This window comes from Thiorhodospira sibirica ATCC 700588 (assembly GCF_000227725.2).
In the GTDB taxonomy this organism is placed as follows: Bacteria; Pseudomonadota; Gammaproteobacteria; order Ectothiorhodospirales; family Ectothiorhodospiraceae; genus Thiorhodospira; species Thiorhodospira sibirica.
Map to the genome: position 1 here is coordinate 832,831 of NZ_MU255056.1, position 26,381 is coordinate 859,211.

20 protein-coding genes are annotated in these 26,381 nt (G+C 58.3%); 5 read left to right on the top strand and 15 right to left on the bottom strand.

The window, feature by feature from the left end:
• The first annotated feature begins 9 nt into the window (after positions 1–9).
• The 3 genes from THISIDRAFT_RS04020 to THISIDRAFT_RS04030 all read left to right on the top strand — a co-directional run bounded on the left by THISIDRAFT_RS04020 (position 10) and on the right by THISIDRAFT_RS04030 (position 6,960).
• A complete protein-coding gene (locus THISIDRAFT_RS04020) occupies positions 10–813 on the top strand; it encodes a CbbQ/NirQ/NorQ/GpvN family protein (RefSeq protein ID WP_006787638.1) in 804 nt (267 codons plus the stop codon).
• A 20-nt stretch (positions 814–833) separates the two neighbouring features.
• Positions 834–3,191, top strand: coding sequence for a nitric oxide reductase activation protein NorD (locus THISIDRAFT_RS04025; RefSeq protein ID WP_006787639.1), 2,358 nt, complete (start codon positions 834–836; stop codon positions 3,189–3,191).
• A gap of 343 nt (positions 3,192–3,534) precedes the next feature.
• The gene (locus THISIDRAFT_RS04030; protein WP_006787640.1) at positions 3,535–6,960 is read left to right on the top strand and encodes a PAS domain S-box protein; all 3,426 of its coding nucleotides are present in this window, start codon (positions 3,535–3,537) and stop codon (positions 6,958–6,960) included.
• Here THISIDRAFT_RS04030 and THISIDRAFT_RS04035 read toward each other — a convergent pair.
• The 10 genes from THISIDRAFT_RS04035 to uvrB form a co-directional block, all read right to left on the bottom strand.
• Positions 6,957–7,961, bottom strand: a complete 1,005-nt coding sequence (locus THISIDRAFT_RS04035; protein WP_006787641.1) for an alpha/beta hydrolase — start codon at positions 7,959–7,961, stop codon at positions 6,957–6,959. The two genes, THISIDRAFT_RS04030 and THISIDRAFT_RS04035, sit on opposite strands and share 4 nt — an antisense overlap.
• Before the next feature lie 44 nt (positions 7,962–8,005).
• Complete coding sequence (locus THISIDRAFT_RS04040) at positions 8,006–8,956, bottom strand: plasmid pRiA4b ORF-3 family protein (RefSeq protein WP_006787642.1); 951 nt, start codon at positions 8,954–8,956, stop codon at positions 8,006–8,008.
• Between the two features lie 130 nt (positions 8,957–9,086).
• Positions 9,087–12,452 carry a transglutaminase family protein gene (locus THISIDRAFT_RS04045; RefSeq protein WP_006787643.1) on the bottom strand — a complete coding sequence of 1,122 codons (3,366 nt, stop codon included), beginning with the start codon at positions 12,450–12,452 and terminating at the stop codon, positions 9,087–9,089.
• Between the two features lie 2 nt (positions 12,453–12,454).
• Positions 12,455–13,396, bottom strand: a complete 942-nt coding sequence (locus tag THISIDRAFT_RS04050; protein WP_006787644.1) for an alpha-E domain-containing protein — start codon at positions 13,394–13,396, stop codon at positions 12,455–12,457.
• A 4-nt stretch (positions 13,397–13,400) separates the two neighbouring features.
• Positions 13,401–14,849 (bottom strand): circularly permuted type 2 ATP-grasp protein, encoded by a 1,449-nt coding sequence (locus THISIDRAFT_RS04055; RefSeq protein WP_006787645.1) that lies wholly within the window; start codon positions 14,847–14,849, stop codon positions 13,401–13,403.
• 90 nt (positions 14,850–14,939) lie between these two features.
• Positions 14,940–15,398 (bottom strand): outer membrane lipid asymmetry maintenance protein MlaD, encoded by a 459-nt coding sequence (gene mlaD, locus THISIDRAFT_RS04060; protein ID WP_006787646.1) that lies wholly within the window; start codon positions 15,396–15,398, stop codon positions 14,940–14,942.
• A gap of 23 nt (positions 15,399–15,421) precedes the next feature.
• Entirely contained in the window at positions 15,422–16,201 is a 780-nt protein-coding gene (gene mlaE / locus THISIDRAFT_RS04065) for a lipid asymmetry maintenance ABC transporter permease subunit MlaE (protein WP_006787647.1), read from the bottom strand.
• Positions 16,202–17,026, bottom strand: a complete 825-nt coding sequence (locus THISIDRAFT_RS04070; RefSeq protein WP_418896124.1) for an ABC transporter ATP-binding protein — start codon at positions 17,024–17,026, stop codon at positions 16,202–16,204.
• A 202-nt stretch (positions 17,027–17,228) separates the two neighbouring features.
• Positions 17,229–18,413, bottom strand: a complete 1,185-nt coding sequence (locus THISIDRAFT_RS04075) for an acetylornithine transaminase (protein ID WP_006787649.1) — start codon at positions 18,411–18,413, stop codon at positions 17,229–17,231.
• A gap of 151 nt (positions 18,414–18,564) precedes the next feature.
• Positions 18,565–20,562 (bottom strand): excinuclease ABC subunit UvrB, encoded by a 1,998-nt coding sequence (uvrB, locus tag THISIDRAFT_RS04080; protein WP_040852440.1) that lies wholly within the window; start codon positions 20,560–20,562, stop codon positions 18,565–18,567.
• A 117-nt stretch (positions 20,563–20,679) separates the two neighbouring features.
• Here uvrB and THISIDRAFT_RS04085 point away from each other — a divergent pair, with 117 nt between their 5' ends.
• Entirely contained in the window at positions 20,680–21,864 is a 1,185-nt protein-coding gene (locus tag THISIDRAFT_RS04085) for a pyridoxal phosphate-dependent aminotransferase (RefSeq protein WP_006787651.1), read from the top strand.
• Positions 21,865–21,918: 54 nt separating this feature from the next.
• Here the strand turns inward: THISIDRAFT_RS04085 and nifM are convergent, their stop codons facing one another.
• The 5 genes from nifM to THISIDRAFT_RS04110 all read right to left on the bottom strand — a co-directional run bounded on the left by nifM (position 21,919) and on the right by THISIDRAFT_RS04110 (position 25,873).
• The gene (gene nifM, locus THISIDRAFT_RS04090) at positions 21,919–22,749 is read right to left on the bottom strand and encodes a nitrogen fixation protein NifM (RefSeq protein ID WP_006787652.1); all 831 of its coding nucleotides are present in this window, start codon (positions 22,747–22,749) and stop codon (positions 21,919–21,921) included.
• 306 nt (positions 22,750–23,055) lie between these two features.
• Complete coding sequence (locus tag THISIDRAFT_RS04095) at positions 23,056–23,325, bottom strand: YbeD family protein (protein ID WP_006787653.1); 270 nt, start codon at positions 23,323–23,325, stop codon at positions 23,056–23,058.
• The gene (gene dat / locus THISIDRAFT_RS04100) at positions 23,325–24,188 is read right to left on the bottom strand and encodes a D-amino-acid transaminase (RefSeq protein ID WP_006787654.1); all 864 of its coding nucleotides are present in this window, start codon (positions 24,186–24,188) and stop codon (positions 23,325–23,327) included. Before dat ends, THISIDRAFT_RS04095 begins: the two co-directional genes overlap by 1 nt.
• 21 nt (positions 24,189–24,209) lie before the next feature.
• Entirely contained in the window at positions 24,210–25,391 is a 1,182-nt protein-coding gene (locus tag THISIDRAFT_RS04105; RefSeq protein WP_006787655.1) for a serine hydrolase, read from the bottom strand.
• Between the two features lie 272 nt (positions 25,392–25,663).
• Positions 25,664–25,873, bottom strand: a complete 210-nt coding sequence (locus tag THISIDRAFT_RS04110) for a hypothetical protein (protein ID WP_006788623.1) — start codon at positions 25,871–25,873, stop codon at positions 25,664–25,666.
• Positions 25,874–26,081: 208 nt separating this feature from the next.
• Here THISIDRAFT_RS04110 and THISIDRAFT_RS04115 point away from each other — a divergent pair, with 208 nt between their 5' ends.
• The gene (locus THISIDRAFT_RS04115) at positions 26,082–26,234 is read left to right on the top strand and encodes a hypothetical protein (RefSeq protein WP_006787667.1); all 153 of its coding nucleotides are present in this window, start codon (positions 26,082–26,084) and stop codon (positions 26,232–26,234) included.
• The last annotated feature ends 147 nt before the right edge of the window (positions 26,235–26,381 follow it).

The window sequence follows — 26,381 nt, forward strand, 5'->3', positions numbered from 1 at the left end:
GAAACAGCGATGCAGATTGATCACGCGCAATACGAAATCAAAACCCAGCCCTATTATCACGAAGTCAGCAACGAGGTAGCGCTGTTTAAAGCGGCGTATGAGGCGCGTATGCCGGTGATGCTCAAAGGCCCGACCGGCTGCGGCAAATCGCGCTTTGTGGAATACATGGCCTGGACACTCAAGCGCCCCTTGGTCACGGTGGCCTGTAATGAAGACATGACCGCCTCTGATCTGGTCGGGCGCTTTTTGCTGGATGCCAACGGCACCCGCTGGCAGGACGGCCCACTGACCATTGCCGCCCGCATTGGCGCCATCTGCTATCTCGATGAAGTGGTTGAGGCGCGCCAGGACACCACCGTCGTGATTCATCCGTTGACCGACCATCGCCGCGTCCTGCCCTTGGAGAAAAAAGGCGAGCTGGTGACCGCGCATCCTGATTTTCTGCTGGTGATTTCCTATAACCCCGGCTATCAATCCCTGATGAAGGACCTCAAGCAATCCACCAAGCAGCGTTTCGGTGCGCTGGATTTCACCTATCCAGAGGCGCGGGTTGAAGCCGCCGTGGTGGCGCATGAGGCGGGCGTAGAACCGGCCGTCGCTGATAAACTGGTGCAGATTGCCCAGCGGGCGCGCAACCTCAAGGGCCATGGGCTGGATGAAGGGATTTCCACCCGCTTGCTGGTCTATGCCGGACACCTGATTGCCAAGGGTATTGATCCCAAGACGGCGTGCGCCATGACGCTGGTGCGTCCGATTACCGATGATCCGGATATGCGCGATACGCTGGATGCTGCGGTTGCCACTTACTTTTAGTCTGCGGGGGTAAATCTGTCATGATCGATCTTCAAGACTACAAGCAGGCCATCGCCGGTGAGGTTCCAGAAGTCACCGAGGTCTTTGAGGCCTGTTACCGCGAGGCCACCCGCGTGATGAGTCCGCAGGGCCTGCACAATTACCTCGAAGGGGCCAAGGCGTTGACCAGTCTGGGACGTGGCAAGGAACTTCCCTTGACCTACATGGAAGAGATGCCGCTGGTGGTCAAGGAGGTCGGTGAGGACATCATCATAGATTGCATCAGCGAAGCGATGAAACTGGCCTCCATGGTCAGTGGCGAGGTCATCCGGCTGATGTTTGACACCCTGCCCACAGCCGCCCGGCGGCTGGGCGATGCCGAGCTGTTGCGCCAGTACCTGCAGCTGCTGCATCAACTCTCGGCCAAGGCCCCGCGCGGCCTGCGGCCGATGCTGGGACATCTGGATCTGCTGCTCTCCCAGCTCACCCTAAGCGGGCTGCGGCGCTGGGCATTATGGGGCGCGCAGGCCCATGCGCGTGACTTTGAGCAGATGATTGCCTATTTTTCCCTGCAATCCGCCGACAGCCAGAAAGTCTTGCAGCAGGAACGGCGCGGCACCTTGTTCATTGATACCCATCGGCGCTTAAATTTCTATCTGCGCGCCCTGTGGGGCCGGGATTTCTTTCTGCGCCCGATGGCTGTGGACTATGAAAACCCCGCCGCCCAACGGGCCTACATCGACGGCCTGATGATCTACCTGCCGGATGCCTTTGATGACTATGAGCAAATCAAAGGCAGCGAAATCTACCGCGCCGCCAGCGCCCATGCAGCGGCGCATCTGATGTACACCCGTGCGCCCCTGTCTGCCGAAAGCCTGAACCCCCTGCAAATGTTTTGCATCGGCCTGTTTGAAGATGCGCGGGTAGAATGCCTCGCCATTGCCGAATTTCCCGGCCTCAAACAACTCTGGCGCGGGTTTCATGCACACCCCAATGCAGATTCTGGCGCCGCCCCCGACACCGCCAGCGTCAAAGACCTGGTGGCCTGGCTGGAGCGTCTCGCCCTGGCATTACTGGATACCGAATATCAAGATACAGACAGCGGCATAATGCAACTGGCGCAGGATTTTCATCAGCGCATGGCGCTTGATCCTTGGGCGGTGCAACATAGCTGGGATCTGGGGGTAGCCTTGCATCACCACCTGCGCAGCCACTTCAAAGTGCCCTCACTGCGCCTGATCGAACAAGGCATGGGGATCATCTACCGCGATGACAACCGCATCATCTGGGAGTTTGACGAACACGCCTGGGAAGATTTTGAATACCTCCCCGCCAGTCAACGCCAGGTGCGCAAATACGTCAATGTCATGGAAATGGTCAACGAAATCGACTGCGAACTGGCTGGCGATGATGCCCAGGAGATATGGGTACTGCAAACCGAGCTGTTTCCCTATGAAGACGAGGGTATCAGCTACAACCAGATGGAAGGCAAGGAGCCCGTCAGCGAACCGGCGCATTATCAGGAGTGGGATTACCAGGTACAGCTCTACCGGCCCGATTGGGTCACTGTGATAGAAAAGCGGCAGGACAGCGCGGATGCGGCCCAGATTGACCGCATCCTGCAAGACAACAAACCCGTCGCCAGCCGCTTGCGCCACATCATCGACGCGCTGATCCCGGAAGGCATCGTGCGCCAGCGCCGCCAGGAAGACGGCGATGAAATCGACATCAACGCCGCCATTCATGCCATGGTCGATCTGCGCCTGGGCAGCACCCCCGACAACCGCATCAACATCCGCTACCAGCGCAAATTACGCGATCTGGCGGTATTGCTGCTGCTGGACTTATCCGAATCAACCAACGAAGCCCTCGGCGGCAGTGAACGCACCGTCATCGAACTCACTCGCGAGGCCACCGCCTTGCTGGCCTACGCCGTCGATGCCATCGGCGACCCCTTTGCGATTCACGGCTTTGCCTCCGACAGCCGTCACGAGGTGCAATACTACCGCTTCAAAGACTTCAATATGCCCTATGACGACAAGGTAAAAGCGCGCCTGGCGGGGATGCGCGGTGGCCTGTCCACGCGCATGGGCGGGGCGTTTCGTCATGCCGCGAGCCTGCTCAAAGCCCAGCCACAGCAAAAAAAGCTGCTATTACTGGTCTCGGATGGCGAACCGGCAGACATTGATGTCAAAGACCCGCAATACCTGCGTTATGACACCAAAAAAGCCGTTGAAGAGCTGGCCCGCGACGGCATCATGAGCTATTGCCTGACCCTTGACCCCCACGCCGATGAATATGTCGGGCGCATCTTCGGCGTCAATGGCTTCACCGTCGTCGATCACGTCAACCGCCTGCCCGAACGCCTGCCGATGATCTTTGCCAACCTCACCCGCTGATGGCGCGTAGCGCCGTCGAGAGCGCACAGCACCCGCTTGGCCGCTGTTAAAGACTCTCCCCCTGTTAAGGGGGAGTCTCGCCGCAGGCGGGGAGGGGCTAAGGTTTTTTTTACACATAACCACCCCGGCGCTACGCGCCACCCCTCCTTGAAAAGCAGGGGAATCTTTTTTTATGCGGAGCCGTGGCTCCGCGCTCCCAGCGCCGAGCCCCGCCCCGGCATTTCTCTTTTATCTCTGAGCAGTACTTCCTTGATTTTTGGCTAAAAGTATGTTCTTTTTAGGATATGAATACATAAAAATATAATGTTCACCAAACTTCGATTTTTAGGAAGGGAATTTAGGGATGCATATCAAGCGGCGTTTGTTGATTTCCTTGTTGTCCATCGGGGCGTTGACGGCCCTTTTATTTGCCTTGGCGGCGCATCAGAGTTTGCGTTATAGCCTGATCCAGGGTTATGACAAGCAGTTGCAGGCGGCGGCGCAGGCGATGCTTGAGTTGGTGCCGCCGGGGTATCATGCGCAGATTACGGGGCCGGATTCTGTTTCCCCGGAGAAATTTCTCACAGGAATGCACAGGCTGTCGCGCTATGCCGATCAGGCGGGTTTTGCGTATATCTATACCTATATGCTGTTTGATGGTCGGGTGGTGACAACCGCCAGTTCAGCAACGGAAAATGAGTGGGCAAAAGGAACGCATGATGTGTTTTTTCAGCATTATGATACAGCGCCGCCAGAAGTGTATCAAAGCTTTGCCGATGGCCAGACCCGTTATCTGAAATACGGTGATCGCTATGGTGAGTTTCGCTCCATTTTTTTGCCGGTGGATCTAGAGGATGGGCGGCGTTATCTGATCGGGGTGGATATTTATCTGGAAGATCTTGAACGCGAGTTGCGCAATCTTTTTGTCCTGTCCGTGGGGATTGGGGTCAGCGTCTTTTTATTAACCGGCTTGCCGATGTTGTGGGCGACGCGCACGATTATTCGTCCGCTGGAAATGGAGCGGCGTCTGGGGGTTATCTTTGATAGCCTGGATGCGCTGGTGTATGTCTGTGATCCGGCGAAAGGGCGCATTTTGCTGGTCAATGCTCATGCGCGGCGTTTGTTCGGGGATCGGGAGGGCCTTAGCTGTGAGTTTTGTACTCAAGGCCCTGCGATGTTGGCCTCCTTCAATGCCCCGGATGGCGGGATGCAGCAGTGGGAGATGCAAAGCCTGCACAATCAGCATTGGTATGCGTGTCGCGGGCGTTTGATTCGCTGGCACAACCAGCGCTATGTGCGCTTGTTGATTGCCACCGATACCACCCAGAAGGTGAATGAGTTGCATACCTTGGCACAGGAACGCCAGCGCCTTGAAAGCATTATTCAGGCGACCCGTGTGGGCACCTGGGAGTGGGAGATTGATAGCCACCATTTGCAGGTCAATGCGCAATGGCTGGTGATGCTCGGGCGGGCGCTGTCGGAGCAGGAATTGCTGACATTGCAGGACTGGTTGAGCTGGTTACATCCCGAGGATGCGGGCCAGTTCTACGCGCATTTGCAGCGGCATCTGCGGGGTGAGCTGGCGACATGTGACGGCGAGTTACGCATTCGCCATCAAGGCGGACATTGGCTGTGGGTTCATGTGCAAGGCGAGATTGCCCGCTGCGACGAGGCCGGCACGCCTGTGTGGATGTGTGGTACCCAGGCGGACATCAGTCTGCGTAAAACCGCTGAGGCGCTTTTGCGAGCGAGTGAGCAGCAGTTTAAAACCCTGTTTCATGATTCGCCGGTGGCGATTATGCTGCATGATGCCCACAGCGGCGAGTTGCTCAATGCCAATGCGGCCGCATATCAGGGTTATGGTTATGTCTCCTTTGAGGCTTTTTATGCGCATAAGCAATGGCTGACGACGGCGCCGTATTCTTTTGCGGATGCCTTGGCCTTAATTCACAAGGCGCATCGTGAAGGGCCGCAATGTATTGAGTGGTTGAATAAAACGCAAGACGGTCGAAAAATCTGGGAGATGGTGTATTTAAGCCCGATCCAGATTGATGGGAAGCCGATGGTATTGGCGACCTGCATTGATATTACCGAGCGCAAGCAGGCCGAAGAGGCGCTGCGCCAGGCAACGGCTCAGGCGGAGGCACTGGCAGTCAAAGCCGAACAGGCCAATCAGGCGAAAAGCGCTTTTCTGGCCACGATCAGTCATGAAATCCGCACACCGATGAATGCCATTATCGGGATGAACTGGCTGGCCTTGCGCACCGAACTCACGTCACAGCAGCGCGAATATCTGGAGAAAATCGACAGCGCCGCCAAGAATTTGCTGGCGATCATCAATGATGTGCTGGATTTTTCCAAGATTGAGGCCGGGCATCTTGCCCTTGAGCATATCCCCTTTGCCCTGGATGCGGTAGTGCAGGAGGTGATGGGGCAGATGCTGTGTCTGGCGGAGCAAAAAAATCTGCCGCTACAGCAGTGCATAGACCCCGAGGCCTTGCAGGATTATTGCGGCGATCCGCTGCGCCTGCGCCAGATTTTGCTCAATTTATTGAGTAATGCGATTAAATTTACCCGCCAGGGGGAGGTGTGCCTCAGCATTGCCGTGCAGGCCCCGGCCAGTGCCGAGCGGCTGAACGTGCGCTTTGCGGTAAGTGATACCGGGATTGGGATTCCTGCGGATAAGCTGGCGCTGTTGTTTGATCCCTTTACCCAGGTGGATGCCTCGACCACACGCCAGTATGGTGGCACCGGGCTGGGTTTGAGTATTTGCCAGCGCTTGCTGGGGGCGATGGGTTCGCGCCTGGAGGTGGACAGTCAGCCGGGGCGGGGGAGCTGTTTTTCCTTTGTGTTATCGCTTGCGCGTCATGTGTCCAGCGAGGCGCCCGGCGTGGTGACCTTGGCGGATGCGGATGCGCTGGATGAGGCGAAGTTGGCCATGTTGCGCGGGGCGCAGGTGTTGCTGGTGGAGGATCAGCCGATGAATCAGCAGATTGCCTGCGGCATGCTCGCCACGCTCGGGATTGAGCCGGTGGTGGCGGAGCATGGCGTACAGGCGCTCGATCGGGCGACACAGATGCTGGCGCAGGCAGGGCGCATTGATGCGATTCTGATGGATATTCAAATGCCGGGGATGAGTGGCTATGCGTGCTGTCAGCGGCTGCGGGCACAGGCGGACATGGCGGGGGTTCCGATTATCGCCATGACCGCCTATGCCATGAGCGAGGAGCGAAAACAATGCATTGCCGCCGGGATGAATGATCATATCGCCAAACCGGTGGATTTTCAGCAGCTGGTGACGGTGTTGCAGCGCTGGATTAAACCGACAACAACGGATATCGCTTCAGCGGATACAGGGCAATATGCAGCGCATCCGCAAACGCCGCTTTCAGATATTCTGCCGGAAAGCTTGCCGGGCCTTGATCTGCAGGATGCAAAGCGCCGCTTTGATGGAAGGCTTGAGCGGTATTATGAGATTCTGGCTGAAACGGCCCCTGCCTGGCAGCAAAAACAGGGGCAACTGGAACAACATCTGACACAGGGTGAGTGGGCGCAGGCGCTCACATTCAGCCACGGTATCAAGGAACTGGCGGCTAACTTAGCCGCCGCTTCACTGGCCGGTGAGGCCGCCCGCATTGAGACCCTATTGCAAGAAAATCCCCCTGATCTGGCAGAACAACTGCCTCCCCTGATCGCGGCCTATAGCACCGCGTTTACGATAGCGAATGACAGCCTGCGCACCGTGTATCTGGCGCGGATGCGGGCGGCGTGGCAACAGACAAAGCCCTAAAAGTCGAGCGTTAAAAACAGATGCAGTATCGCCAGTACGGCGTCGGTGGTACGGGGTGAGAGGGCATCACCCGCCAGCAGGTGATTGCCGGGGTCGTCGCTTTGGGCCACGGCAAACAGGGCTTTGGGCGTGGCGCCCAGGCGCATGAAGGTGGTTTCGCTGGCGCGGGCGGCAACCACTTGATCCTGTGGATGATAGAGCATCAGGGTGGGAATGCGCAGGGTCTCCAGCGGTGCTTGACGCACCGCCTTGACGGCCGCGCCCATCGGCAGTAGCGCAGTACTGGGAAAGCGGGTGGTCCAGTCGCGGGCATGGGCGGCGTTGTAGGGCGTGAAGTAATAGTCCGGCCCGGTGATCCAGGGGACGAAATGATAGGCCCAGGGCCAGGTGAGCATCTGCGCCCGGGGGTCTTTGGCCGCAAAATTGGGGGAGAGCAGGAGCAGTGCCTGAAGGTCTTTGGGCGAATGCGTGGCCGCGTAGAGGGTGGCCAGCGTGGCACCGGTGGAGTTGGCAAGCACAACAACCCGTTCGCCCAGCCGCTGGCCGATGCTGATGGCCTCGTGTACATCCTGCATCCAGTGGCTGAGTTGTGCCTCAGCCATCGCCGCACCGCTGCGTCCGTGGCCGGTGAGGCGTGCCAGATAAAGATTGGCGCCGAGGTCTTGGGCCAGCCGTTGGGGCAGTGGATACAGCTCCCGGTGACTGGCGCTAAACCCATGCAGATAGACCAAAGCGACAGGGGTTACCGCAGGGCTGGCTGGCTCGGCCCAGACGATGGTTTTGGCCAAGTCTGGGCGGAGATCGGTCAACGCGGCCTCCTGCTGTGCCAGATAGACCTCAAGATCATCAGGCAGGGCCAGCGGCTGGATATTCCAGGAGATATCCACCCGTGGCCCGGCAAAAAATCCCGCCACCAGCAGCAACACGACAAGCAGCGCGCTCGCGCTAATGATGCGTCTTTGGCGGCCTTGCCGCAGCGCTTTATCGCGTGGTTTTGGCATCGCGCAAGACCTTGTATTGCTGTGGTTGTTGTAAAAAAGCGCGTTTAGTCGTCCGCAGCAAAACGGGCGCTCAGTTCGGTGTTGACCAGGGCGATTTCTTCTGCGCCAAAACGCTGCTGATCCAGGTTCATTTTACCATAATATTCCATCATTTCAGCGTGTTCCGGGTGATCTTTGTCGGCCAGAGCCGCCAGGACCTCGTAATAGCCCCAAACGCCGCCGATGTCTTCGGGTGGGCAGGCGCCTTCGCCTTCCAGACAGCTTGGCGCGGCGAGGGCGGTATTTGGGGGCAGGATTTTTTCAAGCCGAATTTCATGTTCCCAGCTATCGCCAAAGTCATATTCATAGACGATATATTCCTTGGGGTTTTGTAAGACCTGCTCAAGCCGGAAGCCGGTTTCATCCAGATTGGTTTCGTCTTCATCGCCCATCATGCTCAGATCGGTGATGAGGTAAGTCTCATCCGGGAAAACCCCCAGATGGTTATGCGCCGGACGGTAGGCGTGCAGGTGGCTGAATTCCCAGCCCATGACCGTCTGAATGATTTCATGCAGTTGCCCCAGATGGATATCGCTTTTGACCTGCACCCGCCGCCAGATTGCAGGATCAGTGTCTAGCAAGGTGATCTTGAGCTGATAGACGCTGCTGCTTTCCTCGGTGCGAAGGGCGCTGGCCGGGCGCTTGGCCGCGACCGCCCCAGCCACGGCGGCACCGGTAGCCGCAGCGGTGGTACGCGCTGTACGTTTGGCCGGGGTCGCTTTTGCTGCCGGTTTGGTGAGGTCTTTAATGGCCTGGCTGGCGGTTTTGGTAGCTTTTTTCGCGACCGTTTTAGCGGCGGTTTTAGCCAGTTGACGGGCGCCAGAGCTGGCGGTTTTGGCCGCTTTAGCGGGCTTGGCTGCGGCAGCGCTGGCAGGGGCTTTAGTCGCAGCCTTGCTGGCAGGGGCTTTGGCAGCGGGCTTGCTGGTGCTGCTCGGGGTGGTTTTTTTCGTGGGCATGGGTTTCTCCTTAATAGTTATATATATTGCGTCTGGTTAATGATGGCTTTAGGCGGCTTATAAATCACCCCACCGCTACGCGGCCCCCCTCCTTGAAAAGGAGGGGAGTCTTTTTTATGCGTAGCTGGTGCTACGCGTTCCCAGGGGCACGGCGCAGATCCAGGGTGTAGGGATATTCGGCATCCGGGTGCTCCGTGGGCGGTGCCATCGGGCCGATGGCGCTGCCCTGCGGGAAAAACTGCGCGATGGTGCGCAATTGTGGCGGCGGTTGCAAGGTGCCGGGGGTGTGGCCGTAATCCCAAAAGCGGTTGATGCGGCGCGCCTCGGCTTCATAGGCATTGACCGGGAAGGTGTCGTAATGCCGCCCGCCGGGATGGGAGACATGGTAGGTGCAGCCACCGATGGCGCAGCCGTTCCAGGTGTCGATCAGGTCAAAGACCAGCGGCGAATGGCGGCCAATGGTGGGATGCAGACCCGAGGGGGGCTGCCAGGCGCGATAGCGGACTCCGGCGATATATTCGCCGTGGGTGCCGGTATGGCGCAGCGGTACCCGCCGCCCGTTACACACCAGCACATAGCGGCTATCCGTCAGGCCGCTGACCTTTACCTGCAGGCGTTCTACCGAGGAGTCCACATAGCGGGCCGTGCCTGCCTGAGTGACTTCTTCGCCGAGCACATGCCAGGGCTCAATGGCCATAGACAGGGCGATGTTGATGTCGCCGATCTGCACCTGTCCGTAGTGGGGGAAGCGAAACTCAAAGAAAGGTGCCAGCCAGTCCATGCTGAAGGGATAGCCGGCCTGATTGAGGTGATTCACTACGTCACGCAGATCGCTTTTGACGAAATGTTCCAGCATGAAGCGGTCATGTAGGGCGGTTCCCCAACGCACCAGGGGTTTGCGGTAGGGTGTTTGCCAGAAACAGGCCACCAGGGCGCGCAGCAACAGCATCTGCACCAAAGACATGCGGGCATGGGGCGGCATTTCAAAGGCGCGCAGTTCGACCAGCCCCAGGCGCCCGTGGGCACTGTCGGGGGAATAGAGCTTGTCAATGCAGAACTCGGCGCGGTGGGTGTTGCCGGTGAGATCTACCAGAAAGTGGCGCAGCAGTCGATCTACCAGCCAGGGTTGGGCTACCTCGCCGCTGGGCAGATGTTGCAGGGCAATCTCCAGTTCATAGAGATTTTCATGGCGCGCCTCATCCACCCGTGGGGCCTGACTGGTGGGGCCGATGAACAGACCGGAGAACAGGTAGGATAAGCCGGGGTGATGCTGCCAGAAGCTCAGCAACGAGGCCAGCAGATCCGGACGGCGCAGGATCGGGCTGTCTGTAGGCGTGGGGCCGCCCAGGGTGATATGGTTGCCGCCGCCCGTGCCGGTGTGACGCCCGTCGAGCATGAATTTTTCGGTGCCCAGGCGGCTCAGATGGGCCTCTTCATACAAAGCCAGGGTGTTATCGCGCAGGCTGTGCCAGTCACCCGCCGGGTGGATATTGACCTCAATCACGCCCGGATCGGGGGTGACCATCAGCCGCTCAATGCGGTTATCCGGCGGCGGGGCATAGCCTTCGAGTACGATCGGCAAGGCCAGTTGAGCGGCGCTGGCCTCAATCGCGGCAATCAGTTGCAGGTAGGGTTCCAGCAGCTCCAGCGGCGGCAGAAACACATGCACGCGCCCATGGCGTGCCTCGACGCACAGCGCGGTATGTGGCACCTGCTCACCGCAGCGTACCTCGGCGACTTCGGCGCTTGGCGCATGACTCGGTGGCTCAAGCAGCAGGCTGTAGCGGCGCGTCACCTCGCCATAATAATCGCCCAGGGGCGGCTGTGGCTCAAACAGGCTGGGGCCTTTGGGCTGATCCCGCGCCCGTTCATCCACCCACGGCAGGGAATCCAGCGGCAGGCGCAGGCCCAGCGGGGAATCCCCCGGCAGCAAAAACAGATGCGGACGGCGCAACGGCCAGCGCTGACTGCAAAAACGCTGGCTGTGCAGGTTCCAGGACAGGGGCAACACATAGCCCGCCGGGGCACCCAGATCCTCACTGAGCAGGCGCGCCAGGCGCTGGCGTTCGGCGGGGTGTGTGAGATCGGCCTGCAAGGGGTCGATATTGAGCGGCTGGGTACTTTCTTTCCAGAGATAATAAACAGTGTCTTCATAGGCTGGATGAATCAGCTGCGCATTGAGCTGCAGATGGCGGATCAATACCTGCATCAATTGCAACGCCTGTTCGCGCCCATGCCCATAGTCATGACTGAAATCGGCCAGCAATGCTGGGTTTTGCCACACGGCCTGACCGTCTTTGCGCCAGAAACAGCCCAGTTGCCAGCGCGGTAGCGGTTCGCCGGGATACCACTTGCCCTGACCAAAATGCAGCATCCCGCCCGGCCCGAAGCGTTTGAGCAGGCGGCGCACCAGGGCATAGGCCAGGCTGCGCTTGTGGGTACCGTCAGCGTGGGTGTTCCATTCCGCGCCATCCATGTCATCAATCGACACAAAGGTGGGTTCGCCCCCCATGGTCAGGCGCACATCCCCCTGTTTGAGCTGCTGATCCACATAGCCCCCCAGCGCATCAATCGCCGCCCATTGATCATCGCGGTAGGGCTTGGTGACACGCGGGTCTTCGTGAATGCGGCGAATTTCGTTGTGGTGGTGAAATTCCACCTCACAGGCATCGGTATAGCCGGTGACCGGCGCCGCACTCAAGGGATCGGGGGTACAGGCCAGCGGAATATGTCCCTCGCCGGCAAATAAACCCGAAGTGGGGTCCAGCCCGACCCAGCCCGCGCCCGGCACAAACACCTCCGCCCAGGCATGCAGGTCGGTAAAATCGTGTTCCGGCCCGGATGGCCCATCCAGGGATTTGATGTCTGCGGTCAGTTGCACCAGATAGCCCGAGACAAAGCGTGCGGCCAAGCCCAGATGCCGCAACAGCTGCACCAGCAGCCATGCTGAATCGCGACAGGAGCCCGATTGCAGCCCCAGGGTTTTTTCACAGCTTTGCACCCCCGGCTCCATACGCACGGTATAGCGAATATCGCGCCACAGTACCTGATTGAGTTCTACCAGGAAATTGACGATGTGACGCGGGCTGCGGTCGATCTGGGCAAGATAATTTTGCAGCCGGGGGCCGCGCTCGGCGATTTCCAGATAGGGAATCAGCTCCTTGGCAAGCAGGCTGTCATACCCAAAGGGATAGTGCTCGGCGTAGCTTTCCACAAAAAAATCAAAGGGATTGATGACCGTGAGCTCAGCGAGCACCTCCACATCAATCGCTAAGCGCTGCATCTTGTCTGGAAACACCACCCGCGCCAGAAAATTACCAAAGGGGTCTTGCTGCCAGTTGATAAAATGTTCTGTAGGGCTGATGTTGAGGCTGTAGCCCAGGATTTTGGTGCGGGTATGCGCCGCCGGACGCAGCCGGATGACATGCGGCGAGACATTGATCAGGCGATCAAAGCGGTAATGGGTTTGATGGGTCAGGGCAATGCGTATGGCCATAATCAGTCGGCTCGTTCAAGTTTAAACCAGGTGTCGGCGATGTAGCCGTGAATCTCGGCCATTTCTTTTTGCAGCTCGTCGATGAAGCGGTGCAGGGTTTCGGCATCCATCAGCTCACTGATCTCAGCCCCAAGGACATGGCGCTTGACCTGCAAGCTAAAGCGTAGCGGTACCTCGTTGCGCGGCAGATTCGACAGGGCGGTTTCCACCTCGGTCAGGGCGTGGGCCACGGCGCGGGGGAAATGCAGATTCTGCAACAGATAATGCACCACCTCGGCCCCACTGACGCGGCGGCGCACATGCTGGCGGTACATCTGAAAGGCACTGAGTGATTTGAGGATATTGATCCATAACAGCCCCTCAAAGGGCTTGGGCGTATTGGAGGTGTGCGTGAGCAGGCCGATGGCACCGACATCAAGGATGCGGCTGGTCATATCGGCGCGTTCCAGATTGCGCCCGGTGCGCACGAAATCATAGGCATGATCATGGCTCATGGTCCCGGCCAGCAGGCCGGTGATTTGCTGGCAGCGGCCCACGACCTCATTGAGATAGGCGTAGCGCCCGCGCTTGCTCAAGCCGCTATCAAGGTTTTCCTTGGCAAACAGATACAGCTCATTGACGCTTTCCCAGCCCTGTGCCGGCACCAGATCGCGGGTGGTGCGCACATTTTCCCGCGCCAGCGCCAAGGTGTTGATGATCGAGCCGGAATGCTCCTGATCGGCCAATAAAAAGCGTACACAACTGCGCTCATCGTCTTTGTTGTAGCGCTCATCAAACAGCGCATCACTGCCGGTGATGGTCAACATCCGTCGCCAGGACAGGCCCACATGACGCGGCATATCCAGGGCCAGATGGGAAAAGGCCATGACCATGCGCGCCGTATTCTCACTGCGCTCTATATAGCGGGCCATCCAGTACAGCCGCTCTGCGACACGCGATAACATTCGCTCAGGCCTCCGTATCCACAATCCAGGTATCTTTACTGCCTCCCCCTTGCGAGGAATTGACCACCAGCGATCCTTTGCGCAAGGCCACCCGCGTCAGTCCGCCGGCGGTGACATCCGTGCTCACCCCCTGCAGGATGAACGGGCGCAAATCCAGATGCCGGGGCTCCAGGCGGCCATCACACAAGGTGGGCGCGGTGGAGAGCGATAACACCGGCTGGGCAATGTAGTTGCGCGGGTCGTGCTTGATCAGCTCGGCAAATTCATGGCGTTGGCGCTTGCTGGCCTGCGGGCCGATCATCATGCCATAGCCGCCGGATTCATTGGCCGGTTTAACCACTAGCTCCTCCAGATGCGCCAGCACATAATCACGCTGGCTTTCATCCATGCACAGATAGGTGGGCACATTGGGAATGATCGGCTCCTGATCCAGATAATATTTAATGATCTGCGGCACAAAGGCATACACCACCTTATCATCCGCCACCCCGGCGCCGGGAGCATTGGCCAGCGCCACATTGCCCTTGCGCCAGGCGCGCATGATGCCGGGCACGCCCAGCAGCGAATCCTTATGAAAGACTTCCTGATCCAAAAACAGATCGTCAATGCGCCGATAAACCACATCCACCCGCTCCAGCCCCTTGATGGTGCGCATATACACGCAATCATCCTCACCGACCATCAGATCCGCCCCCTCCACCAACTCCGCGCCCATATTCTGCGCCAGATAGGCATGTTCAAAATAGGCCGAGTTATAAATGCCGGGGGTCAACACCACCACGGCGGGGTAATCCAGCGGGCGCGGCGAGAGTGAGGCGAGCATATCAAAAAGCTGCGAACTGTATTCATCCACCGGCAAAATGCTGTAATTTTCAAACAACTCCGGGAAAACGCGCTTGGTCACCTGACGATTTTCCAGCATATACGACACCCCGGAGGGCACCCGCAGGTTGTCTTCAAGCACATAGATTTTGCCGTCTTTATCGCGCACCAGATCCGAGCCGCAGATATGCGCCCAGATGCCATGCACCGGGCTAAAGCCTTGGCATTGCGGGCGAAAATTCTTCGACTGGGCCAGCACTTCCTTGGGAAACACGCCATCCTTGACGATCTGCTGACGGTTATACAGATCATCAATGAAGTGATTGAGCGCAGTCAGGCGCTGCTTGAGGCCCTCTTCAATGCGCATCCACTCCTTGCGGGCAATAATTCGCGGGATCACATCAAAAGGCCAGGCCCGGTCGATATTTCCGCCCTCGGTGTAGACCGTAAAGGTAATCCCCATCTCCACAATCGCATGTTCTGCCGCCAGCTTGCGCTCCTGAATCGCCTCAGCGCCGAGCGAACGCAGATAGGAGGTCAAGGTACGCGCCACCGCACGCGGATAACCGGGAGTGCTGATCAATTCATCATAAAAGCCATTGGGGTCGTAGCTTTTCCAGTCAATGCTCATCAGTCTCTCCGCGACAGACCCCGCACCGTAGCGGTCGGGGAAGATGCGCGGTTGCGCCGTGGCAACCGCTGCGTTTAGGGGTATCAATGCTTAGGGCGCGGTCATGTTCACCAGAACCCGCCCGATGAGTTCTTCGAGCACGACAGCCGATTGGGTGAACAAAATCTCGTCACCGTCGCGCAGGGCGTCTTCTTCACCGCCCACGCCCAGGGCGATGTATTGTTCACCGAGCAGCCCGGCGGTGTAAATGCTGGCCTGGGTGTCGGTGGGCAGATAGTCATATTGGGTGGAGATGGTCATCACCACTCGCGCCTGAAAGCGGTTGGGATCGTAATAAATCTCGCTGACGCGCCCGATGCGTACCCCGGAGACGGTCACGGGGGCGCGCACTTTCAGTCCGCCGATATTGCTGAAATAGGCGCTCACCTGATAGCTGTCGGTCTGGCGGTATTCATGCAAATTACTGACCTGCAGGGCCAGTACCAACAGGGCAGCGATGCCAATGGCCACAAACAGGCCCACTCCGATTTCGATACTGCGTGTTGTCATCATCAAATCCTAAATAATCTGGCTTAGGCGCTAAACATCAGGCCGGTAAGAATGAAATCCAGGGCCAGTACAGCCAGCGCGGTGTACACCACGGTATTGGTGGTGGCGCGACTGATGCCCTCGGAGGTTGGGGTGGCGTCATAGCCCTGGAATACGGCAATCCAGCTGGCGACAAAGCCAAAGACGATGCTCTTGATAATGCCGCTGAGTACATCGTCATAAAAATCCACGCTGGCTTGCATCTGTGACCAATACGAACCGCCATCCACGCCCAAAAGCCCCACGCCAATAAAATAGCCGCCCCACACCCCCACGGCGCTGAAGGCTGCTGCGAGCAGGGGCATGGCCAGAATACCGGCGAGAAAACGCGGCGCAATCACCCGTTTATACGGATCAACCGCCATCATCTCCATGCTGGAGAGCTGCTCGGTGGTTTTCATCAGGCCGATTTCAGCGGCCAGCGCCGAGCCAGCGCGTCCGGCAAACAACAAGGCAGTCACCACCGGCCCCAGTTCGCGCACCAATGACAGCGCCACCACACTGCCAAGGACCTCCTCGGCACCGAAGTTCACTAGGGTGATATAGCCCTGATAGCCCAGCACCATCCCCACAAACAGCCCCGATACCAGGATGATCAGCAGGGATAACACGCCGACCGAATACAGTTCACGGATCAGCAGGCGTGGACGCCAAGTCAGTGAACCCAGCGACCACAGGGTACGCAATAAAAACAGGTGGGCACGTCCCAGGCTTTGGAAGACCGATAGCCCGAAATGGCCCAGACGTTGCAAAAGAGAGACCATCTAGGATTTTCCTGTATTGATCAGGTCATCAAGGTAATCGGGGGCGGGGTAATGGTACGGCACCGGCCCATCTGGCAGACCTTCCATGAACTGACGCGCCCAGGCCGAGCTTCCGTGGCGTACCGCCTCCGGCGTACCGCTGTCGATAATCTTTCCTTCCGAAATCAGGTAAATATAATCGGCAATGGAGCTGACCTCCGGAACATCATGAGACACCAGGATACTGCTTAGGCCCAGCGCATCATTGAGCCTGCGCACCAGTGAGACAATCACTCCCATGGTGATCGGATCGAGCCCGGCAAAGGGTTCATCGTAGAGAATCATCATCGGGTCCAGGGCGATGGCTCGCGCCAAGGCCACCCGTCGCGCCATGCCGCCGGACAGTTCGCTGGGCATCAGATCCCGCGCCCCGCGCAGTCCTACCGCCTCCAGCTTGAGCAATACCAGGGTGCGAATCAGGCGCTCTGGCAGACGGGTGTGCTCACGCAGCGGAAAGGCGACATTTTCAAACACATTCAGATGGGTAAACAAGGCGCCGCTTTGAAACAGCATCCCCATGCGTTTGCGCAGGCGATACAGTTCACTGCGCGCCAGACGATGCACCTCGTGCCCATCGACCACGATCCGCCCCCGATCCGGGCGCAGCTGGCCACCTATCAAACGCAGCAGCGTGGTTTTTCCGGTACCGCTAGGCCCCATCACAGCGGTGATTTTACCGCGTGGAATCTGTAGGCTGATACCCTCAAAAATTGTATGTGTACCGCGCCGGAAATGCAGATCTTCAATCTCAATCAGCGGCGCTGTCGATCGCTCAGTTGTCATCACTCTCTCCGGCAGACACCGTATAGGGAACGCCGCTCAGCCAGAGCGGCATAACATGGATCGCCGAGTTCTACTCGGCCAGTCGGGACACTGGCTCTCATCAGGTAATGGTTTAAAACCAGCCGAGTGCAACTCGGCGCTCCCAGGCATGGAACGTCGCTCACAAGAGCGGCATAAACATCAGCCAAGCGGGGGCGGGGCCGCTTCATCGTTTGCAAGCCGCCGTGAAGGCTTGCAACACATCACCCAGGCGCGCAACCAGCTCGTCCACCTCCGCCTCGGTGATAATCAACGGCGGCAGCAACCGCACCACCCGTTCAGCGGTCACATTGAGCAACAGACCCTGCTCACGGGCCTGATCCACCAAATCTGCGCACGGCCTCTCCAGCTCAATCCCCAGCATCAGACCCCGCCCACGAATGGCGCGGATGCCCGGCACATCTGCCAGCCGCACCTCTAAACCACGGCGCAGCCGTTCACCCCGCGCAGCGGCCTGTTCACATAACTGGCCCTGTTCCATGATTTCCAGCACCGTCAGCGCCGCCCGACACACCAGCGGATTCCCGCCAAAGGTGGTGCCGTGCGTACCGGGAGTCAACAAGCCCGCTGCCGGGCCACGCACCAGCGAAGCGCCAATCGGCAGGCCATTGCCCAAGCCTTTGGCCAAAGACAGCACATCAGGCACAATCCCGGCGCGTTGAAAGGCAAACCAATGGCCGGTGCGCCCGATGCCCGTCTGGATTTCATCGAGCATCAACAGGGCATGATGGCGATCACACAAGGCCCGCAGACCGGAAAGATAGGTATCCGGCGGAATGACAATCCCGCCCTCGCCGGTGATCGGCTCAACCAGCATCGCCACGATTTCGGGATATTGCGCAAAAGCCTGTTCAGCCGCCGCAAGATCAGCGTAGGGAACCCGTACAAAGCCCTCAACCAGCGGCGCAAATCCCTCCTGCACACGCGCATTGCCGGTGGCCGATAAGGTCGCCAGGGTACGCCCGTGAAAACTGCCCTCCGTGACCAGGATTTTCGGCTGCGTAATTCCGCGCTGATGCGCATAGCGGCGAGCCAGCTTGATGGCCGCCTCGTTTGCCTCCGCCCCTGAGTTGCAAAAAAAAGCCTGCGCCATGCCCGATAATGCACACAACCGCTCCGCCAGCTGCTCTTGCAAGGGGATGCGATACAGATTAGAGGTATGCACCAGCGTCTGCGCCTGCTCACACAGCGCCTGGGCCAACTGCGGATGGGCATGACCCAAACCACACACCGCAATCCCCGCCAGGGCATCCAGATAGCGCCGCCCGGCCTCATCCCACAACCAACACCCCTCACCGCGCACAAAAGCCACCGGCTGGCGTTTGTAATTTTCCATCAAACACTCTGGCATACACTCACCGTCCTGCACAAAAATAAGGTTCACACCTGTCGCGGTATAAGTACGCACAGGCATCAAAGCGAGACAGTATAGCGCGCCTGCGGCGGCGCACAAAAGCAAGCACGATCACCGGCGGCAATGTGGCGGATTCGCTGTTGCGGATTTAGCGGGTGAGCTGGGGGCGCCAGTGGTGCTGGATTTCATCGCGCACACCGGCAGCTTGTTCAAATTCCAGATTGCGGGCGTGTTGGTACATTTTTTCTTCCAGGCGGGCGATTTCTTTGAGGATGTGTTCCGGACTAAGCGCGCTAGCAGGGTTGTTGGTCTGGGTGGCGCTGGTTTTGCGGGCGGTGGCGGTGCTGTGTGCACCTTCCATGATGTCGTTGATGGGGCGAGAGACGCTGCGCGGGGTGATGCCGTGTTGGGCGTTGAATTGCAGTTGTTTGCGGCGGCGACGTTCGGTTTCTTCCAGGGCGCGGCGCATGGAATCGGTGAGTCGGTCGGCGTAAAGAATCGCCGTGCCGTGCAGATGGCGGGCGGCGCGGCCAATGGTCTGGATCAGGGAGCGTTCCGAGCGCAAAAAACCCTCCTTGTCGGCATCAAAGATGGCCACCAGGGACACCTCCGGCAGGTCCAGCCCTTCGCGCAGCAGGTTGATCCCGACCAGCACGTCAAACACCCCCAGACGCAAATCGCGGATAATCTCGACCCGTTCCACGGTATCGATATCGGAATGCAGATAGCGCACCCGCACGCCGTGCTCCTGTAGATAATCAGTGAGATCCTCGGCCATGCGTTTGGTGAGGGTGGTGATCAACACCCGTTCGTTGCGGCGGGCCCGCTGGTTGATTTCGCTCAACACATCTTCAACCTGCAGCGCGACCGGGCGCACCTCCACGGCGGGATCAACCAGCCCGGTGGGACGCACCACCTGCTCCACCACTTGCCCGGCCTGGGCCAGCTCATAGGGCCCTGGTGTGGCGGAAACGTGGATGATCTGCGGGGCCAGGGCCTCAAATTCACTAAATTGCAAGGGCCGGTTATCCAAGGCACAGGGCAGACGGAAGCCGTATGCCACCAGGGTTTCCTTGCGTGAACGGTCGCCGCGATACATGCCGCCAAGCTGTGGCACGGTGACATGACTTTCGTCGATGATCAGCAGCGCATTGGCAGGCAGGTAGTCCAGAAAACACGGTGGCGGCTGACCGGGCGCGCGGCCGGAGAGATAGCGCGAATAGTTTTCAATGCCAGAGCAATAGCCCATTTCCAGCAGCATCTCAATATCAAACTGGGTGCGCTCTTGCAGGCGTTGCGCCTCGATGAGCTTGTTGGCGGCATAGAGCTGTTCCAGGCGCTCACGCAGCTCATCTTTGATCTGCTCAATCGCGGCTAAGATGGTTTCACGCGGGGTGACGTAGTGCGTCTTGGGATAGATGGTCAGTCGCGGCACACGCCGCTCAATATTCCCCGTCAAGGGATCAAACCAGGCCAGTTGTTCGATTTCATCATCAAATAATTCAATCCGAACCGCCTTGGCCTCCGATTCTGCCGGGTAGATGTCGATCACCTCGCCGCGCACCCGGTAGGTGCCCCGGCGCAGTTCCATATCGTTGCGGGTGTATTGCAGCTCGGCCAGGCGGCGCAGGATCTGGCGCTGGCCGATCCGCTCGCCGCGTTGCAGATGCAAAATCATCTGCATATAGGCGCGGGGATCTCCCAGACCATAAATGGCCGAGACGCTGGCGACAATGATGGCATCTTCGCGCTCCAGCAAGGCCCGCGTGGCTGACAGGCGCATTTGCTCAATGTGTTCGTTGATGGAGGCGTCTTTTTCGATGTAGGTGTCCGAGGAGGGAACATAAGCCTCGGGCTGATAGTAATCGTAATACGAGACAAAATATTCCACCGCATTGTCGGGAAAAAAGCCTTTCATCTCCTCATACAACTGGGCCGCCAGGGTTTTGTTGGGCGCCAGAATCAGGGCAGGACGGCGCACGCGCTCAATCACATTGGCAATGGTAAAGGTCTTGCCCGAACCGGTGACACCGAGCAAGACCTGATGCGCCAGACCCGCCTCAAGACCGCTGATCAAGGCTTCAATGGCTTTGGGTTGATCACCGGCGGGGCTATAGCCGGTTTTTAGCATAAATTCCTGGGTCATGGGCTTATGTTAGCGACTCGCTTTGAGTATCATGGTAACTTCTTTAATACGTCGTCATGCCCGTTATTTTAACGGGATGACTGTGTTTAATCTGACATTAATCTGGGATTTCTGACCTTGGATATCAAGCTTGCTGCACGCGTTCAGCGCATCAAACCCTCTCCGACTCTGGCTGTCAGTGCTTTGGCTGCGCAACTCAAGGCGCAGGGGCGCGACATTGTGGGTCTTGGCGCCGGAGAGCCTGATTTTGATACCCCTGAGCATATCAAAGAGGCCGCCATTGCCGCCTTACATGCCGGCAAAACCAAATACACCCCGGTCGATGGCACAGCCAGCCTGAAACTGGCGATCATTGATAAATTCCAGCGGGATAACGGCCACAATTTCCAGCCGGATCAGATTCTGGTTTCCTGCGGCGGTAAACAAAGCTTTTTCAATCTCGCCCAGGCATTGCTGGAAGCCGGTGATGAAGTCATCATTCCGGCGCCGTACTGGGTTTCCTATCCAGACATGGTTTTGCTGGCCGATGGCGTCCCGGTGGTGGTCAATACCGACCAGTCCCAGGCGTTCAAGCTCAAGCCCGAACAGCTCGAACAGGCGATTACCCCGCGCACCAAGCTGGTGGTGATCAACAGCCCCTCCAATCCTACCGGGGTGGCCTACACCCGTGAAGAACTTGAGGCCCTGGGTGAGGTTTTGCTGCGCCATCCGCATGTGCTGGTCGCCACCGATGATATGTATGAGCATATCCTGTTCCAGGGACGGCGCTTTGCCAATATCCTCATGGCCTGCCCGGATCTTTATGAGCGTACCATCGTGCTCAACGGGGTTTCCAAGGCGTATGCCATGACCGGCTGGCGTATCGGCTATGCAGGCGGTCCGAAACCATTGATCTCGGCGATGAAAAAGATTCAATCGCAAAGCACCTCCAACCCCACCTCCTTTGCCCAGGCAGGTGCCGAGGCCGCGCTGACCGGGGATCAGTCCTGTGTAAGCACCATGTGCGCCGCCTTTGCCCAGCGTCATGATTATCTGATCGAGGCGCTCAACGCCATCCCAGGGGTGGATTGCCTGCCCTGTGATGGTACCTTCTACTGCTTTCCCAGCGTTACCGGCGCAATGACCCGCTTAAACCTTGATTCCGATGTCAAGTTTGCCGAGCTGCTGCTGGACAAGGTCGGCGTGGCGCTGGTACCAGGTTCTGCCTTTGGCGCACCCGGCCATGTGCGCATCTCCTTTGCCACCAGCATGGACAACCTCAAGCAGGCCGTGGATCGCATCCGCACCGCCGTGATGGATTGATTCGCATCGTAGCAACATGTAGCCGACGCCTTCCCCAGGCGTCGCTCGTGGCCACTATCCCAGCGCTGCCAACCACAACCGCTGGCAGTTTTGCTGGCGGCGCTGGGTCAAGCGGGTCTTGATGACCTCACGGGCCTCACTGAAGGGAATCCGCCCGGCCGGATGAATCTGTTCACAGTACAGCAGATGCAAACCGACCTCACTGCATACCGCCTCACTGATTTGCCCCGCTTCCAGCGTAAACAGTACCGCCTCCAGCTCTGGATACAGCGTACCCTGTGGCACCGTGCCCAACAGTCCGCCCTGTAGCGAACTGGGGCATTCCGAATGGCGTCCGGCCAGTTCGGCAAAGTCCTTCCCCTGTTGCATAATGGCCTCACGAATCTGCTGAATGCGCTGTTGCGCATGTTCTGGCGTATTTTCCGCAAACTGCGGGTTGATCGTGATGAGAATATGCCGCACGGTGCGCCGCTCTGGCGCCTCAAAGCGGTGCATCTGCCGCTGATAATACAAACGCAATTCCAGCTCATGCACCTCCGCTGCCTGTGCTGAAACCCGCTCCAGGACCGCCTGCACCCGCAGCTCATGCGTCAGCGCATCGTGCAAGCCTGCCACATCCAACCCATGCGCCTTGAGGTCATCATAAAACGGCTGTTTTTCGGGATAGCGCTGCTGAATCTCCGCCACCGCCTGAGAGACGGCCTCCGCAGGCAGCGTCACGCGATGGGCTAATGGCGTCGCCAAAGCCCGACAGCCCAGCGCATAGGCCTTGTCTGCCTGTGCCGCGACCTTCGCCTGCTGCGCAGCATCCAGCACACTCCAGGGCCGGCCATACTGTTCCAGGGCGGCTTTCATACGCAAATACATCAGGGGAGCAGGCTGCATGAAATGATCGATCCTCAGTCAATACCCCCAAACGGCGGGGAGCAGGTGGAGTTTTTCGGGGTTTGTAACTGCTGGCTAAAATCTATCATTTTCTATAAAAACCTTGTCTTTTTGCGCCCGGTTTTTCCTGGCAATAGCAGTGACGGCGTATACAAATCCGTGAAATAGATTTTCATAGATTTTTAGTAGCGGTTGAGTGGATGATGGTGCACGGCAACCATCCTTGAAGCGCAGGCACGGCATAAGGTCATTGGATTGAAAAACATCCGCCTAAAACCATCTCCTCCGCTTCAATGTGGCGGCGGCTTATAAGGCCATTGCCACCAGTTCGCAGGTGGTCAGCTCGCCATAAATGGCATCCAGCTGCGCCCGGCTTTGCGCCTGAATCACCACGGTGATGGCGAGGTAGCGGGCGCCCTTGGAGGCGCGTCGGGTAAAAGCCTGTGCGGGGGTATCAGGGGCGTGGCGGGTGATGATCTCCGCCACCCGCTGTTCAAATTCGGGAATGGCCGCCCCCATGACTTTAATGGGAAACGCGCACGGAAAATCCAGCGCCGCTGACGCTTGCCGCGACATCAAAACACCCCTTGATGTTTGTAGTCGATATAGGCGCGATACACACGCTGCCACAGCGGCCCAGGTTGCCCGTTGCCGACCGGCTGTTCATCCAGCCGTGTTACCGGCAGGATGTCTTTGGTTGAACTGGTCAGCCAGATTTCATCGGCACGACGCAGGGCATCAAGTGTGATCGGCGTTTCCTTGACGGGGATATCCAACTGCTGCGCCAGATAGACCACCACATCGCGGGTGATTCCCGGTAGCAGCTGATGATCTTTGGGCGGTGTCAGCACGGCGTTATCAACCACCATAAACAGATTGCTGGCCGCGCCCTCGGTGGCCACATCATCACGCACCAAAATCGCCTCCACCGCACCGGCCTCAATCGCCTCTTGCCGTGCCAGCACATTAGCCAGCAGGGTAATGGCTTTGATATCACAGCGTTGCCAGCGTTGATCGGCCAGCGTGATGGCCGCCACCCCGTCGCGCAGAAAGGCGGCGGGTACCGGCGTGATGGGATCGACCATCGCAAACACGGTCGGCGAAACCTCGGCCGAAGGAAAGGCGTGATTACGCGGCGCAACCCCCCGCGTCACTTGCAAATAAATGCTGCGATCCCCGCCGGGATTGCGCGCCAGCAGCGACGTAAAGACCTCAAGCCATTGCGCATCGCTTAACGGAGCCTTGATGCGCACCGCCTCCAGGCTGCGGGCCAGGCGGTGCAGATGGGACTGTGGATGAAACAGGTGCCCGCCGTAACAGGGGATCACCTCATAGACCCCATCGCCGAACACAAAGCCACGATCCAATACGCTGATGCAGGCCTGCGAACGATCAAGAAATGCGCCGTTGAGATAGACCACGGATGCCGGGTGTGTCATGAACAGTTCGTACGCCTTGAATTAATGGAACAACAACAAGAAGGCATCCAGCATCCGGCGGGAAAAGCCACCTTGATCAATCCCCTGAAGCGCGACCAGACTTTGGCGGGCAATCGGTTGGCCATCCAGTAGAATGCTCAACTCACCATAAGAATGTCCACGCAATACCGGGGCCTCAATGCGCGGCAACAGCTCCACATGCGGCTGCATTTGGGTATAGCGGCCTCGCGGGATGGTGACATACAGATCCTGAGTCAACCCCACTGGCACGGCATTGGCATCACCTTTCCAGACCCGCGCCTCCGTCAAGGGCTGACCGGCGGCATACAAACGATGGGTTTCAAACTGGCGAAAACCCCAGTTCATCAGGGATTGGGTTTGATTGGCTCGCGCCAGACCGCCGGCTTCGTGATTCGGGGCATCAATGCCCATGACCACCGACACCAGACGCATCCCATCACGCTTGGCCGAACTGACCAAACAATAGCCCGCCGCGCTGGTCCAGCCGGTTTTCATACCATCCACCGAGCTATCCCGCCACAGCAACAAATTGCGGTTACGCTGCGGTTGATCAATGCCATATTTAAAACTGCGCTCCGAATAATAGCCGTAATATTGCGGAAACTCATGAATCAGCGCCCGCGCCAGGATCGAGAAATCCCGTGCCGAGGAATACTGTGCTTCCTCACTGGGCAAGCCGTGCGAATTTTGAAAGCGGGAGTTATGCATTCCCAGACGGCGGGCCTGAGCATTCATCAAATCGACAAAGGCCCCTTCGCTACCGGCAATCAACTCCGCCAAGGCCACGCTGGCATCATTCCCCGATTGCACAATCATGCCGCGCAGCAAATCCTCCACCATCACCTCGCTGCCCACCTCAATGAACATACGCGAGGCGCCACGCATCCCGGTACGCCAGGCCTGCTCAGATACCGGCGCCTTATCGGTGAGCTGAATCGTGCCTTGATCCAGCGCCTGAAACACCAGATAAGCGGTCATGATCTTAGTCAAACTGGCCGGCTCAACCCGTGCATCCGCATCCTGCTCAGCGAGAATCGCCCCGCTGTGGGCATCCAGCAGAATGTAATTACGGGCCGTCAAATCAGACGGCGGCGGAACCTGCAGATTAGCCAGCGCAGTGCCAGACAATAGCAGGGTGGCGCAAAGGCCGGACACAAAGAATCGTTTTAAAATAGGCATCATCACGGTATCTGTTACAAAAAAGGTGGCGTGAATTAAGGGTTTTTCAAGATAGACAGAGAAACAAACAATGGCCCAATCCAAGCGGTATAGCGGGTGGCGGGCGTGTTTTCACGGTGAAATATAGACCGCCGGATAAATAGCGGTATATCAATACGCTATTGCTTCTATCTTCAAAGAACGAGGCGAACTGCCTGCTCATCTCATTCTATAGAGAAACCCCCCTGAAAACCAGCACACCCACGCACCGCCCAGCAATTCCAAATTTGGGCTGCTCAGCACCGGGAGCGCCGCCCGGGTGGGGGCTGGGCTGTTACCAACGCCTCCAGCAAGAAGCCAAAGAGCGCTTGCCATGTGGCGAAGACCAGGTAGAGCGTCAGCGCGCGCAGATGCTCAAAGAACATCCGCCGCGAGAATAGGTGTTGGCGCACGCGTTGGTAGAGCGCATCGCCATGATCGAGAATCGAGTGGATCAGAAAAGCCATCAGGATCAGTGTGGCGAGGTGGGACGCCAGATGCTGCTTGCCATGACCATAATGGTGTCAAATCGATAGCCTTGCGTCTTGAGGGTGCAAGCCTTTCAAGGTGAAATAAAATCAAAGCTAGACGTTCAACTCGCAGGCACCAGTGCTTCCGGGTTAGGATCTATGCTGGATGATGGCGGTTGGCGCTACAGCATGTCGTAGGACGCGCATGCCCACTGAGATCGTCACACCGGAAGATGCAGCAGCTCCGCCGCATCCGCAGAGAGGGCTGGATGTCGATGTGACCGCCAACGAGGGCCTGCTTCCCATGATCGAACTCTCCCCGATTTTGCGCCGCTTCGCCGAGCGTTCCCCGTCATGATCCGCGCCCTATTCGAGCGCTGCCTTGACCCGGTCAAGCTTGATGCGTGGTTTGATGCCAACTCGGAGCAGCAATATACTCGCAACTTGCTGTTTTCTAGTCTTTTTAGACTGATGACCAAAGTGGTGCTGCGGCAACAGACATCAA

Bases quoted from the DNA above. Each gene is read 5' to 3' on its own strand.
- THISIDRAFT_RS04020 (WP_006787638.1), top strand. From the start codon at position 10: ATGCAGATTGATCACGCGCAATACGAAATCAAAACCCAGCCCTATTAT.
- THISIDRAFT_RS04045 (WP_006787643.1), bottom strand. From the start codon at position 12,452: ATGGCCATACGCATTGCCCTGACCCATCAAACCCATTACCGCTTTGAT.
- THISIDRAFT_RS04050 (WP_006787644.1), bottom strand. From the start codon at position 13,396: ATGTTATCGCGTGTCGCAGAGCGGCTGTACTGGATGGCCCGCTATATA.
- mlaE (WP_006787647.1), bottom strand. From the start codon at position 16,201: ATGGTCTCTCTTTTGCAACGTCTGGGCCATTTCGGGCTATCGGTCTTC.
- mlaD (WP_006787646.1), bottom strand. From the start codon at position 15,398: ATGACAACACGCAGTATCGAAATCGGAGTGGGCCTGTTTGTGGCCATT.
- nifM (WP_006787652.1), bottom strand. From the start codon at position 22,749: ATGCAGCCTGCTCCCCTGATGTATTTGCGTATGAAAGCCGCCCTGGAA.
- THISIDRAFT_RS04025 (WP_006787639.1), top strand. From the start codon at position 834: ATGATCGATCTTCAAGACTACAAGCAGGCCATCGCCGGTGAGGTTCCA.
- dat (WP_006787654.1), bottom strand. From the start codon at position 24,188: ATGACACACCCGGCATCCGTGGTCTATCTCAACGGCGCATTTCTTGAT.
- uvrB (WP_040852440.1), bottom strand. From the start codon at position 20,562: ATGACCCAGGAATTTATGCTAAAAACCGGCTATAGCCCCGCCGGTGAT.
- THISIDRAFT_RS04035 (WP_006787641.1), bottom strand. From the start codon at position 7,961: ATGCCAAAACCACGCGATAAAGCGCTGCGGCAAGGCCGCCAAAGACGC.
- THISIDRAFT_RS04075 (WP_006787649.1), bottom strand. From the start codon at position 18,413: ATGCCAGAGTGTTTGATGGAAAATTACAAACGCCAGCCGGTGGCTTTT.
- THISIDRAFT_RS04105 (WP_006787655.1), bottom strand. From the start codon at position 25,391: ATGATGCCTATTTTAAAACGATTCTTTGTGTCCGGCCTTTGCGCCACC.
- THISIDRAFT_RS04110 (WP_006788623.1), bottom strand. From the start codon at position 25,873: ATGGCTTTTCTGATCCACTCGATTCTCGATCATGGCGATGCGCTCTAC.
- THISIDRAFT_RS04115 (WP_006787667.1), top strand. From the start codon at position 26,082: ATGCCCACTGAGATCGTCACACCGGAAGATGCAGCAGCTCCGCCGCAT.
- THISIDRAFT_RS04095 (WP_006787653.1), bottom strand. From the start codon at position 23,325: ATGTCGCGGCAAGCGTCAGCGGCGCTGGATTTTCCGTGCGCGTTTCCC.
- THISIDRAFT_RS04030 (WP_006787640.1), top strand. From the start codon at position 3,535: ATGCATATCAAGCGGCGTTTGTTGATTTCCTTGTTGTCCATCGGGGCG.
- THISIDRAFT_RS04055 (WP_006787645.1), bottom strand. From the start codon at position 14,849: ATGAGCATTGACTGGAAAAGCTACGACCCCAATGGCTTTTATGATGAA.
- THISIDRAFT_RS04040 (WP_006787642.1), bottom strand. From the start codon at position 8,956: ATGCCCACGAAAAAAACCACCCCGAGCAGCACCAGCAAGCCCGCTGCC.